The sequence below is a fragment of the Legionella jamestowniensis genome (assembly GCF_001467745.1).
In the GTDB taxonomy this organism is placed as follows: Bacteria; Pseudomonadota; Gammaproteobacteria; order Legionellales; family Legionellaceae; genus Tatlockia; species Tatlockia jamestowniensis.
Map to the genome: position 1 here is coordinate 178,757 of NZ_LNYG01000013.1, position 12,438 is coordinate 191,194.

The following is a 12,438-nucleotide window of genomic DNA, read 5'->3' on the forward strand; positions in this document are numbered from 1 at the left end:
AGAAAAAATAAGTTTTTGAACGAGTCATTTAAAAATAGGTCACTATAACTTTCATTAGAGTTTGTTATAGAATTAGGTAAGTAATACATACGTTTTATAGGAACACATGTCACACGATCTGCAAATTTTACTGGCGCAAATTAATCCCACTGTGGGGGCCATACAGGCAAATACCGAAAAAATTTGTTCAATTGTTAATTCCCATCAATCTCAACACGATGTCATTCTATTTCCAGAATTAGTGATTACAGGCTATCCCCCTGAGGATTTATTGTTGCGCCATGATTTTCATCAGCAAGTTGAAAATGCACTGGAAACCATTAAGCAGAACAGCCAGGATTGTTATCTCATCGTAGGTCATCCCAGTTTAGAAAGCGAGGACTGTTTTAATTCGGCCAGTGTCTTTCACAATGGGGAACGGATTGCCCTTTACCATAAACACCATTTACCCAATTATGGCGTGTTTGATGAAGCCCGTTATTTTGTTTCAGGGGAAGCAAAACCCTGTATTCTTTCAATTAAAGGTTATCGCTTAGGTGTTTGTATTTGCGAAGATCTCTGGTTTAAAGGTCCTGTTGAACAGCTTCAACAAGCAAACGTTGATGGTATTTTTTGTTTAAACGCATCCCCATTTGATTATCAAAAACAAGCCCTGCGCGAAGAACTGCTTCGCAAGTATGCTTTGCAGGGCACAGCCATGATTTATGTTAATCAGGTGGGTGGACAAGATGAACTGGTTTTTGATGGTCAATCGATGGCATTTGATGCCCAAGGCGTACTTTGCGCGCGGGCACCTGCCTTCGAAGAAGTTTTGCAGCCGTTAACATTAAGTAATAGAAAAATGGATGGGGAAATAACCCCTTTATTGGACAGGGAGGCCTTAATTTATAAGGCCTTAGTCTGTGGCACGCGTGATTATATTGAAAAAAATGGTTTTCCCGGTGTATTACTGGGCTTGTCTGGTGGGGTTGATTCAGCACTAACGCTATCAATTGCCGTAGATGCGTTAGGTCCTTCCCGAGTCCATGCTGTCATGATGCCTTCCCGCTACACAGCCAATATCAGCCTTATTGATGCCAAGGAGCAGTTAGAGCGTTTAAACGTGGACAGTACAACATTGTCTATCGAGCCTGTTTTTCACAGTTTCCTTGAAACACTTGCGCCTGTTTTTGAGGGTTTAAAACCTGATACCACTGAAGAAAATATTCAGGCAAGAATTCGCGGCGTTTTATTGATGGCCCTTTCCAACAAAACAGGAAAAATGGTTTTGACTACTAGTAATAAAAGTGAAACTGCGGTTGGATACGCCACTTTATATGGTGATATGGCAGGTGGGTTTGCCGTATTAAAAGATGTTTTAAAAACTCAAGTCTATGCTTTAGCCCATTATCGCAACCAACTATCCCCCGTTATTCCCGAGCGAGTGCTAACAAGGGCTCCTTCTGCCGAATTAGCAGAAAACCAAACTGATCAGGATTCTTTACCCGATTATGAAACCCTTGATGCCATTATTCAGGCTTACATGGAAAATAACGTGGCCGCCGAAGAAATTATTAAAGCAGGTTATCCTGCCAAAGATGTGCAACGCGTGATTCATTTGCTTAAGCGTAATGAATATAAACGACGTCAGGCAGCGCCAGGCATCAAGATTTCACCACGCGCTTTTGGGCGTGATTGGCGTTTTCCGATTACCTCAGGATTTATCTTTTAAATTAGTCGGGTTGAGCCATTGCGGAAAGAGACAAATGCCGCGGATAGCACCACCGCGGCGAAAGAAGGGCGCTCTTCACTTAGGAGCTTATTATCGCAGTTTTATGATTTTCTTGTTCAGTAGAGGATGGCTTACGGGGTAACTGGGAAGCCTTGTGCGCAAAAAGACTGTTAATCTCGTCATACTTGCTTAAGTTTAACTTACCTACCACAGCATCTTTCTTAGCCATTTTTTCCTCCACAATAGTCGATTCTTTGATCGCCTTGCGAAGTTTCTCTCGGTCTGCTGCACTTAAATTGGCTGCAGAAATACCCTCGTTTTTTTGCAAAATTTCCTTAAAATCAGCAATGGCGTTGGTATTTCCCCAAGAGTCAATAGAAATTTGGGCGTTAACTCCACCCCGTTGTCTTTGGTATAAAACCCAATCGCCTGTTTTTGCATCGGGTTCACGTGTCAAAATATAAGTCTCTTTAATCAACTTATAGGCCGGTATCTTTGTCCAATTGTCCGTGGTTATCAGGGCCACACCATGTTCTGCTTTTAGAAAACTTTGAACATCATGATGCTTTGTCTTATCGATACTATGACGAACGTTAATCTCCCGCAAATAAACCTTTAACCGGAACATCTCATTCTCTGCCAAACTGCTTTTGGGTCTAATCCAGTCAGCAAGCTCGGGATAATCATTGAGGTTCAGTAAATTTTTATGTCCTAAACTGTTATACCAATACAGTTGAGTGACTTTACTGTCGCTGGCTGCTGCCCCCTCTTTAGTAATGACATAAGTAGAAACTAAATTCTCTAACTCTTTTTCTGTAGGACAAAATAACACTTGAGTTTTATTCAACAGTTCTTCCAGAATTTTTTGCGATTCGGTTTTAAGCTCGCGTGCAAAGGCTGATTTTTGAAGAAATTCACTAAGTAATTTTTCTTGCTCAGCCAGATTTTTATCTGAGGGCATTTTGCTTAGTGCATTTCTTAACTCAACTTCCATGTTTTTAATAACGCGTGCCAGATTTTCACTAATCGTGAGAACGGTGACTTTTGAATTAAAATCGGGCCATGTTAATTGCCAATTCACTTCAGTAGCAGTTAAATCGGTGGCGGTTAAGCAAAATGCCAAATGGTCTTTATTGTTAATTGCAATAAATCGGGCTTCTTCAGCATTATTGGATACATGAACGGTTTCAATTTCTTTACTCTTATTCTCTCTTACAAGTTGTAATTCTTTTTCACGCTCGGCTGCCTGGCGTTCACTTACTTCATATTGCTGTAAGAGCAGTTTTATTTTGTTTAAAAGAATTCTTTTTAGTGGGAAAACAATTTGCGAGTAAAGATAGCTATCCGTCTCTTTTACATAACCAGGCACTGAGTTTATCAAGAGTAGGAATAGATCCGTATTGGCTGAGGTTGTTTTCCATTCTCCCCCTTTTAAGAATTTTTGAAACTCCTGAAGGCGGATAGTAGGTTTAGGGAAAATTTTCAGTGTGTCTATCGTTTGATTAAGCTCATCTCCACGTTTACGGCTAAAACTATAAACCCAAGACCAGAAAGGAGAGTCTTCATTCGTGTATACTTTTTTTGCTTGCTCAAAAATCTCTACCAGGTTTGTTTGCCCTTGTTGCGTTTCATCAGAAATAGCAGTGAGTAATTGATCAGCAAACGTTTTTAAATCATCTTCAATTTTTTCAGGCATCTTCCTTGCTCCTTGTTCCCTTTAATTAGGTTGTTGACAACACCTAGTTATTATCTTAACCAATTAACAGCTTAATACAACTACATTATGTAAAACTACTATTTTTGTTGATTATTCTTCGCTTAAGATGATTCGTACATGCTCACTTATATCAAACCCTCTTTCAGCCAATAACGATAATTGCAGGAAAGTAAATAGCCGACTTTGCTCCTTCGTTAGACGAAACTGTTAGGTGTACGCTGGATCTCAAGTACGTTTTCAGATTGTTCGGAAACAATGGAAGGAAAGAAACCGTCTGGACGAAATTTTTTTGCTCTTTCTGTTACCGTGGCAAGCTTTTGCAAAAACACCTGTTCTTCTGCAGTATTACTACTTGCAATCACTATATCCTGCTTTTCCTTAGCATCATGATTAGGGGACTCATCGTTGTGCGAAATTACATTGTTTTTATATTGTTCGTAAGCAGCGAGGAACATTTCCCGTTCTGCACTGGAGAGAACTTGATACTCTTCAAGCACTTTCAATAGAAGATTAAGTTTAGAACCATCAATGGGATAAGGAAATTGCAGATGGTGATGTGTTTCCTCCGCATCATATTCATCGTTATGGTAAGAGTCGTGTTTTTCATCCTCACGTTGGATAAACCGGGCACCCTCTAATTTAATCGCCAATACTTCATTACTTAACCTATCGACTTCGTCATAATAAGTTTCTACTTCAGTAATAACGACTTGTTTATCAAGTGTACGATGTATACCACGCTTTTTTATACCTGTTTTCTGCGGGTAAAAAGTCATCGCATCCTCGGAGAGGCTGATGTTAAATTTTTTGCAATTTTGCGTAAATGATCGCATGGTCACCTTAAAAAAAGCCAGTGTCCATTTGTTTAAATGATATCCTTTGAGAAAATAAATTATACAGAAGAAATGTTAATGTTATCTTAAGAAGATGAAACCCAGGTGAAGATTCCGAAGCGCTTTTAACTTTTCCATAACCCAAGGTGATACCCTGTTAATGGCTTCCTGCCAAATGAATAAGCTTTTATAAAAAATGCCCTTGCAAAATAAAGTCAAATCGCTAACATTGGTGCTGTAAAAATAATAATAAAAAAAGGGATCCCATGAGAAGTGCATTTTTTTCTGCAGCAATGCTTGCTTCAAGCCTTGCATCAGCGGCCGTGCCCATTGATGGCTGGTATGCCAGCGTTTTTGGGGGTTATACTTATATTCCTGACAATCTAACGAATACAACTTACTACAGTAACTACTCGTTTCCTTTCTTACGCGCCCATCCTTCCTATAACGGCGGCTGGAACGGTGGGGGACGTGTTGGTTATCAAAGTACACCTCTGCGCTATGAAGCAGAAGTGACCTATGTCTATGCTAATCTTAGCGATTTTAGAATTAATAATATCAGGCAATTAGGGGTTGAGGGTGAAACAACAGGGACCTTTGCCATGGCAAATGTCTATTATGATTTTCCAGAAATGGTACCCTGCATTGCCCCATTTGTGGGTGTGGGACTTGGCTATGGCTATGTCACAGCGCGCCTTAACAGTAATGGTCCCCTTATCTTAAGTGGTCCTGGCGTAGCTACCCGTTTTAAAGTGGATGACAGTGTTTTTGCTTATCAAGGTACTGCGGGCTTTACTTATAACTTTGCTGAAAATTATGCCGTTAACCTTGCTTATCGTTACATCAGCACCGAGCGTGCGGATGGGTTTGGAAAAGTATTTCAAGCACATTTGGCAAGCGTTGGCGCAATTTACCGCTTTGATGGCGCTAGTTATAAGTAAAGGATAAGTTATGAAAAACAGGTTTTCGTTTGGACTGGCAGGACTCGTGATGGCCAGTAATTGTGCTTTTTCTGCCACCCCATCCGAGGGATGGTATGCAGGATTGATGGGGACATTAAGTTATACGCCCAGTTTAGATTTTACCCTTTCAACATCAAGCTTTAACGCATTAAACAGCGCATTAATTTTCATAGGCAATCCACCCCTTTTAAGTCCTGCAGGTGAAATTGATTATTCAGTCGGCGGTGGCGGTGGCGGACAACTAGGTTATCGCTACTGTGGTTTTCGCTTTGAAGGGCAGTTACTTTTTAATTACAGCCCCTATGATACGTTAAAAGTGGGCGGATACAGCATCGGCAAAAACCAAAATACGGCACTTCCTTTCCCCTTCTCAGCGCTCAGTATGAGTGGAAGTACTTCTCTTGGGGCAGCCCTTTTTAATGTCTATTATGATTTTTACAGCGACGACTGGGATGACATCAGCTGGGTACCTTATGTCGGTTTGGGTATTGGTTATGGCTATATTCAAAATAAACTGGAACTTGATTTCAATACCACGCCAGGCCTTGCCAACCCGGTTATTGTGAAGGTTGATTTCAAAGAAAACACCTCAACACCAGTGGGTCAGGCCATTATAGGGATTAGCTATTTATTCAATGACAACTTTTCCATGGGTCTGGATTATCGCTATGTGACCACCAAAGAAATTAACGGATTTAATGAACGCTATAGCCTCCACACCCTGAATTTGAATTTCAATTACTGGTTCGGTGAAAATTAATTTTTTGCTGGCTATAGTAGCCAGCGTTATGGATAAAAGTACCCGGTTTTAATTAAGGACTAAGAATGAAGAGTTTTCTTAAACTTACCTTGGCAGGATTCCTCACTGCGACAACGACCACATCCTTTGCCTACTACCCTGCGGATGGGAAGTATTTTGGAATGTTCCTTACGGGAAGTTATGTGCCGACTTTGGATTTTGTGCTTTCCCCAACTCAATATGTAGCTTTGAATAATAGTATGAGTGCTAACAATTTTTTTCTTGTTCCACAGCCTCAAAATGGAATTATACCTTCAGTCCCCGGGGACATTAAGTATCAATTTGGTGGAGGTTTAGGTGGGCAATTTGGCTATCGCTGGTGTGGATTTCGTTTTGAAGGGGAGTTATTTTTTAATTACAATACCTATAAAACTTTGGATATTGATAGTTTTACCTTTGGTAAAAATCAGCCAACTACTACAGTAGGAACTGCAACGGTTATAACATTCCCCTACAGTATGAGTGGACATGCGCAGGTGCTCGCTGGCCTATTCAATGTGATTTATCAATTTTATAACCATGAAGGGCGAGATGTCAGTTGGATACCTTATGTAGGCGCAGGTATAGGTTATGCCAATATTCAAAATAAATGGGTAATTAATATTAACCAAATTAATCCTAGTACAGGTACCTATGCCTATTTTCCAGTCCTAAAGGTCAGCGATAGCGAATCAGCACCCATTGGTCAAGCTATTGTGGGTGTTGACTATCAAATGGATGATTATTTTTCTGTAGGGGTAGATTACAGATATATGACCTCTAAACAACTTAAAAATTTTAGTGATCGCTTAGTAATCCATACGCTTAATTTTAATTTTAACTATTGGATGGATGCATAACAGGCTACACTGAAAAATTAAGATAAGTGACTTATTTAATGTCATCCCCGCGCAGGCGGGGATCCCTTTTAATGGGCCTGGACGTATAATAAAGTGGATTCCCGCCTACGCGGGAATGGCAAAATAGACTACCCCTGCGCGGAGATGACACGCAAGATGACTTACCTGATAGCGCCTTCTATACTTTCAGCCGATATGACACGGCTGGGTGAAGAAGTCGGCACGGTGATGCAAGCCGGTGCTGATCTGATTCATTTTGATGTCATGGATAACCATTATGTACCCAATCTTACCTTTGGCCCGCCGGTTTGCAAGGCTTTACGCGACAGGTTTCCCAAGATTCCCCTTGATGTTCATTTGATGACACAACCAGTCGATGATCTCATCCTTAATTTTGCCAAAGCAGGTGCCAATCGTTTGAGTATCCATCCTGACGCCACGATTCATTTAGACCGAAGCCTTGCGCTCATCCGGCAACAAGGCTGTGAAGCAGGGTTGGTTTTAAACCCATCCACCCCGCCTGAGTGTTTACAGTGGTGTATCCATCGCTTGGATTTTGTGTTGGTCATGACGGTTAACCCCGGATTTGGGGGACAAACGCTTATTTTAGAGGCGGTGGAAAAAATAAGCTGGATTAACAATAAATACCCCCAACTGCCGATTTGTGTGGACGGCGGAGTCACTATTAAAAATATTGCGGGTTTAGCCAAAGCAGGCGCTACCCAATTTGTTGCAGGTTCTGCTATATTTTCAACTAATGACTATGCAGAAACGATTACCGCCATGCGTAATCAATTGGATAATCTAACCCACTAAGACTCTATGAAAAAAATATTACTTACAGGTTGTCTGGTTACAAGCCTGGCGTTTGCTGCGCATGCATTCTCCGGTGAAGATTACATGAATCGCTTCGCGGCCTACACCGAGTGGAGTCAAAATCTACCTGAAAATCCGGGTCCGGATTTTTTTGCCTTTATTGATAGCGATACCCCGCTTGCGCAAAAGCTGCGGGCAAAATGGCTTTATCGCCTTGCCCAGAATAAAGATTGGGCCAACTACACAAAACACTATAAACCCTCAGAGGACATCAGTTTACAATGCTATGCCTTAATTGCCGATTATCAACAAGGAAAGCAAAGCGAAGCGCTGAATGCTGCCAAGCCACTATGGCTTACCGGCCACTCCCAACCTCCTGCCTGCAATGCCCTGTTTAATTTATTATTGAAAGATCCAGGGTTTGATGAAGACTTACTTACAAAGCGCATCTATTTAGCCCTTGATGAACGTAATGTTGGACTTGCGCGGTATTTATTAAAACAATACAAGTCACCCCGCCTGAAAGAAGCACAGTTACTGACTGACATCTATCAAAATCCTACCCGTATCAGTCAACTCGAACCTGGTGATTTACAGGATGCGCTTTACTTGTTCGGTTTAAAACGCATGGTTTCTACCAATATTAATGAAGCCATCAAGCTTTCACAAACCGAAAAAACAAAAAAAATGTTAAACGTGCCACAACAACAAAATTTTCTGGTTCATCTGGTTATTTATAAAGCCATGCGGAATCATGAAGACACCCGCAGCTGGTTTTCTAAAATTAACCCCGCTTATTACAATGAGGTGTTACTTGACTGGCAAATTCGCTTTGCGTTAAAACAGCATCGCTGGGCCGAGGTTGAAAGACTCATTCATTACTCCAAAGAAAAAGAGGATCCCTGTTGGCAATATTGGCTCGCCCGCGCATTAGAAGCCCAAGGTCAAAAAACCAAAGCCCATGAAATTTATCAATCACTGGCAAAAACCCGCAATTACTACGGCTTTCTAGCAAGCTTACGTTTAAATAAAGCGCCTAGTTTTGAAAACGAATCACCAGTGTCTGATTTATCCATTTTAAAACCTTATCAGCCGTTTACCACAACCATTAAATCACTTTATCAGACCAGACAATCCCTGCAGGCCTCCCGTCTTTTGAATGATTTTGTGAGCGAACTGCCCAAAGAAGATAAGAGCGCTTTGGCCTATTGGATTGCGACCGATTTGCAATGGCATGGAAAATCCGTTTATTTAAGTAACACAGAGGATTTAAATAATCAATTAATGTTGCGTTTCCCCCTTGCTTATCGCACCACGGTCAGTGAGTATGCAAAAAACTACAGCATCCCTCAAGAATTCATTTACGCCATTATTCGCCAGGAAAGCGCTTTTCGCGATGATGTGGTTTCCCCTGCTGGAGCCCGAGGGTTAATGCAACTGATGCCAGCTACCGCAAGTGCCGTTGCAAAGCGTGAAAAAATCCCTTATGGCGATAAAGAACAACTTTTTTCGTCACAAAAAAATATTAATATTGGGGTCGCTTACCTCAAACAATTGGCAGCCCGTTACAATCATCCTGTTTTAATGGCTGCCGCGTATAATGCCGGACCACGCCAAGTGAATTATTGGTTAAAAAATCATCCACCTAAACAAATAGACATTTGGGTAGAAACCTTGCCCTGGCGTGAAACCCGTAATTATTTAAAAAATGTCATTGCTTTTTATGCGGTTTATCAATACCGTCTACAAGCAAAACCCGATCTCAATAAATTTCTAAAACCCTTGTGGCAATAGCATCTCGATTGCTTGCAACCGTGATCACCGATTATGACCCATGCTTTGGCGTTGAGTGGAAGTCTTCTCGGCTGCAAGCAGCCGGGCTACATTGGAACCATCCTACGTAGCCCGGCTGCTTGCAACCGGGATTAATCGCCAACCTAAATTACGAACCTTTTGCCTATACCACTTCTTAAAACTCTAAAACCATGTTAGCTTAGCTTGGCAAGTTATAAGGAAAGTGCAGCCTCATGGTCAATTACAGAAGAGATAAAACAAAAGGGGGAACCTATTTTTTCACGCTGGCATTGCAAAATAGACAATCCCGATTACTTACAAAATATATTAAGTTACTCGGTCATTCATTTCGTCGGGCACAATTGAATAACTTCTTTACTGTAGATGCAATCGTTATACTACCGGAGCATTTACACACGGTTATAACCTTACCCGATGGAGATGCGAATTACTCAACAAGACTGAGACAAATAAAAACCTACTTCCTCCATGCCTTGCTAAATCAAGGACAACCACTAACCAAAAATTACCGCAACGAATATAATCTCTGGCAGAAACGCTTTTGGGAGCATTTAATTCGAGACGAACAAGATAAGATTACCCATATAGATTATATTCATTACAACCCTGTCAAACATAACTTGGTGAAACAAGTACAAGATTGGCCTCATTCAAGTTTTCATCGCTATGTGCGTAAGGGTTTACTTAACTATGATTGGGGTGGAACGGTGAGCTCCCGGAGTCTAGGGGAATTAAAATAAAAACCTCCCCGGCTGCGAGCAGCCGGGCTACATTGGAGCTATCATCGTAGCCCGGTTGTTTGCAACTGGGGCATCAATGTAACCCATGCTTTGGCGTTGAGTGGAAGTCTCCCCGGCTGCAAGCAGCCGGGCTACATTGGAACTATCATACGTAGCCCGGTTGCTTGCAACTGGGGGCATCAATGTAACCCATGCTTTGGCGTTGAGTGGAAGTCTCCCCGGCTGCGAGCAGCCGGGCTACATTGGAACTATCATACGTAGCCGGTTGCTTGCAACTGGGGCATCAATGTAACCCATGCTTTGGCGTTGAGTGGAAGTCTCCCCGGCTGCAAGCAGCCGGGCTACATTGGAACTATCATCGTAGCCCGGTTGCTTGCAACTGGGGCATCAATGTAACCCATGCTTTGGCGTTGAGTGGAAGTCTTCCCTGCTGCGAGCAGCCGGGCTACATTGGAACTATCATACGGAGCCCGGTTGCTTGCAACCGGGGCATCGATATGACCCATGCTTTGGCGTTGAGTGGAAGCCTTCCCGGCTGCGAGCAGCCAGGAGACATTGGGTATCAGTGCAGCTAATCTACCCTTCTTACCAATATTCTTCAAATGCTCTTATTTGTTGATACTCTTCTAGGCGTCTTTTTGTAGCGGGGGAAATTTGGGAGGGAAGATTATCTAAATCAAACCAGGTTTTATCCAAAATCTCAGCAGAACTGGCTTTTTGTTGGGTAAAATTATTAACGATGTAAAGCACAATATAATCATCTCGTTTTTCTTTTGCACTGTAATAGACATTAAACAGTTGTGGTTTATCAAGACATTCGAGCCCTACTTCTTCGAACAGTTCCCGCTGAATGGCTTGCAAAGGCGTTTCACCACGTTTAACGCCTCCCCCAACTGTGTACCATCCATTAATGTAGCTATGTTTGATGAGAAGGACTCTATTGTTCTTAATAACAAGCGCACGAACGCCTAATGTTTTTATAGGTAACATGGAGAGAAGTTTATTTTTTATTTTCCATAAGAAATGCCACATTCTAGCTCCTTTTTCAGGTCACCATGCCTTGCTGCTTTTATTACCTTGATTACGCTTACGTTTCATCAAGGTATCACTTTTAAAACGGAGTTATGCCATAGTGACGTATAAATTGGTATGATTTTTTGATATCGGGGGTTAATTCCCGATCTTTCTTTAAAAAGGGCACGGTTTTGCGAAACGCAGAGTACAACCTCAGTGTCTGTTTGCCTAACGCTAACGTCGGTGTTTGTAATTTTTTAAGATCGACCGCTTGGCTAGCATGCATTAATTCAAATCCCATAATTTGATAAAGATTATCGGTAATTTTATTCAAGTGTTGCACGACCAGCAATGAGTTAGTCGCTGTATCTTCTATTTCTCCCGCTACGGGATAAGAAATGGTTGAGACGGGAATACTCTGCTGTTGGATTTCGGTATTTAAATACATAATTGGTTTCTGAATGGCAGCAAATGCAATGGTTGCTTGATCAGGTGAAAGAAAACGAGAAATCTGGTTAATGCAAAAAGCACTTAATTTAACAATTCGCTGTGTACTGCTTGCTGAGAGGTGGCCTAAAGCTATATTGAGTTTTTCAATGTCTAAAACCCATGGGATAGGTTCAAAACTAGCAGTAGGAATAACCGCACCATAAAGGCTCCCGTTACTGACATAATAAGCTTTCTCTTGAGGAGAAGCCTCTTTAGAAGGCCTAATGTCCACCACAACCGCAGGATTATCATCTGATGAATTTAACTGAATGGTCAGATCACGTTTTAAATCTTGTAAGGCATCCCTTGTTGCTCCACTAATCTGACTTGCCGTTCGAAAACTCAGAGGATCTTGAAGCGCCCTTTTCGGCGAAGTATCTAAAAGATAGCTTCCCTGCAACGCATTCATCACATGACGAGCGGAAACTCCCTGCCCATAGTAAGGACGTATTGCATGCACGGGCTCAAGAAACGGAGCGATATTTCCATTGATTCCTTCAAGGCTTAACGCCGTCAATAACTCGTATTTGTTAATTAAATTTTCAACGTCATAGGTTACCAAAGCGGCCATACCAGCCGTATAGGCGTTAGAACTAAAGATGGAAAGGGCATCTTTAGCATAAAAGTGTACCGGTTGGAGACCAGCCAATTTCAAAGCTTTCTTTGCCGGCATTTGCTTTCCCTTGTACAAAACATCTCCCTT

The 12,438-nt window shown here is 41.7% G+C and carries 11 protein-coding genes; 7 read left to right on the forward strand and 4 right to left on the reverse strand.

Annotated elements, in window-relative coordinates; genetic code table 11:
* Positions 1-106 precede the first annotated feature (106 nt).
* Entirely contained in the window at positions 107-1,711 is a 1,605-nt protein-coding gene (locus Ljam_RS05225; protein ID WP_058449074.1) for an NAD+ synthase, read from the forward strand.
* 79 nt (positions 1,712-1,790) lie between these two features.
* Here the strand turns inward: Ljam_RS05225 and Ljam_RS05230 are convergent, their stop codons facing one another.
* On the reverse strand, positions 1,791-3,407 hold the full coding sequence (locus tag Ljam_RS05230) for a hypothetical protein (RefSeq protein WP_058449075.1): 1,617 nt from the start codon (positions 3,405-3,407) through the stop codon (positions 1,791-1,793).
* A 215-nt stretch (positions 3,408-3,622) separates the two neighbouring features.
* On the reverse strand, positions 3,623-4,261 hold the full coding sequence (locus Ljam_RS05235; protein WP_058449076.1) for a hypothetical protein: 639 nt from the start codon (positions 4,259-4,261) through the stop codon (positions 3,623-3,625).
* Between the two features lie 266 nt (positions 4,262-4,527).
* Here Ljam_RS05235 and Ljam_RS05245 point away from each other — a divergent pair, with 266 nt between their 5' ends.
* The 6 genes from Ljam_RS05245 to Ljam_RS05270 all read left to right on the forward strand — a co-directional run bounded on the left by Ljam_RS05245 (position 4,528) and on the right by Ljam_RS05270 (position 10,232).
* Positions 4,528-5,202: an outer membrane protein gene (locus Ljam_RS05245; protein WP_058449078.1), complete on the forward strand. Its 675-nt coding sequence runs from the start codon at positions 4,528-4,530 to the stop codon at positions 5,200-5,202.
* A gap of 10 nt (positions 5,203-5,212) precedes the next feature.
* Positions 5,213-5,983 carry an outer membrane protein gene (locus tag Ljam_RS05250; protein ID WP_058449079.1) on the forward strand — a complete coding sequence of 257 codons (771 nt, stop codon included), beginning with the start codon at positions 5,213-5,215 and terminating at the stop codon, positions 5,981-5,983.
* Positions 5,984-6,048: 65 nt separating this feature from the next.
* The gene (locus tag Ljam_RS05255; protein WP_058449080.1) at positions 6,049-6,861 is read left to right on the forward strand and encodes an outer membrane protein; all 813 of its coding nucleotides are present in this window, start codon (positions 6,049-6,051) and stop codon (positions 6,859-6,861) included.
* Between the two features lie 156 nt (positions 6,862-7,017).
* Positions 7,018-7,677, forward strand: coding sequence for a ribulose-phosphate 3-epimerase (gene rpe / locus Ljam_RS05260; protein ID WP_058449081.1), 660 nt, complete (start codon positions 7,018-7,020; stop codon positions 7,675-7,677).
* Positions 7,678-7,683: 6 nt separating this feature from the next.
* On the forward strand, positions 7,684-9,471 hold the full coding sequence (locus Ljam_RS05265) for a transglycosylase SLT domain-containing protein (RefSeq protein ID WP_058449082.1): 1,788 nt from the start codon (positions 7,684-7,686) through the stop codon (positions 9,469-9,471).
* A gap of 233 nt (positions 9,472-9,704) precedes the next feature.
* Positions 9,705-10,232: an REP-associated tyrosine transposase gene (locus Ljam_RS05270; RefSeq protein ID WP_058449083.1), complete on the forward strand. Its 528-nt coding sequence runs from the start codon at positions 9,705-9,707 to the stop codon at positions 10,230-10,232.
* Between the two features lie 585 nt (positions 10,233-10,817).
* Here Ljam_RS05270 and Ljam_RS05280 read toward each other — a convergent pair.
* Together Ljam_RS05280 and Ljam_RS14900 are read right to left on the reverse strand one after the other, a co-directional pair.
* A complete protein-coding gene (locus Ljam_RS05280) occupies positions 10,818-11,264 on the reverse strand; it encodes an NUDIX domain-containing protein (protein WP_058449085.1) in 447 nt (148 codons plus the stop codon).
* A gap of 79 nt (positions 11,265-11,343) precedes the next feature.
* Positions 11,344-12,438, reverse strand: a 1,095-nt coding sequence (locus Ljam_RS14900; RefSeq protein WP_162262914.1) for an aromatic amino acid lyase, incomplete at its 5' end; no start/stop codon positions are given.

Excerpts from the sequence above, each read along its gene's own strand:
- Ljam_RS05270 (WP_058449083.1), top strand. The coding sequence starts at position 9,705 with ATGGTCAATTACAGAAGAGATAAAACAAAAGGGGGAACCTATTTTTTC.
- rpe (WP_058449081.1), top strand. The coding sequence starts at position 7,018 with ATGACTTACCTGATAGCGCCTTCTATACTTTCAGCCGATATGACACGG.
- Ljam_RS05280 (WP_058449085.1), bottom strand. The coding sequence starts at position 11,264 with ATGTGGCATTTCTTATGGAAAATAAAAAATAAACTTCTCTCCATGTTA.
- Ljam_RS05230 (WP_058449075.1), bottom strand. The coding sequence starts at position 3,407 with ATGCCTGAAAAAATTGAAGATGATTTAAAAACGTTTGCTGATCAATTA.
- Ljam_RS05225 (WP_058449074.1), top strand. The coding sequence starts at position 107 with ATGTCACACGATCTGCAAATTTTACTGGCGCAAATTAATCCCACTGTG.
- Ljam_RS05265 (WP_058449082.1), top strand. The coding sequence starts at position 7,684 with ATGAAAAAAATATTACTTACAGGTTGTCTGGTTACAAGCCTGGCGTTT.
- Ljam_RS05245 (WP_058449078.1), top strand. The coding sequence starts at position 4,528 with ATGAGAAGTGCATTTTTTTCTGCAGCAATGCTTGCTTCAAGCCTTGCA.
- Ljam_RS05255 (WP_058449080.1), top strand. The coding sequence starts at position 6,049 with ATGAAGAGTTTTCTTAAACTTACCTTGGCAGGATTCCTCACTGCGACA.
- Ljam_RS05250 (WP_058449079.1), top strand. The coding sequence starts at position 5,213 with ATGAAAAACAGGTTTTCGTTTGGACTGGCAGGACTCGTGATGGCCAGT.
- Ljam_RS05235 (WP_058449076.1), bottom strand. The coding sequence starts at position 4,261 with ATGCGATCATTTACGCAAAATTGCAAAAAATTTAACATCAGCCTCTCC.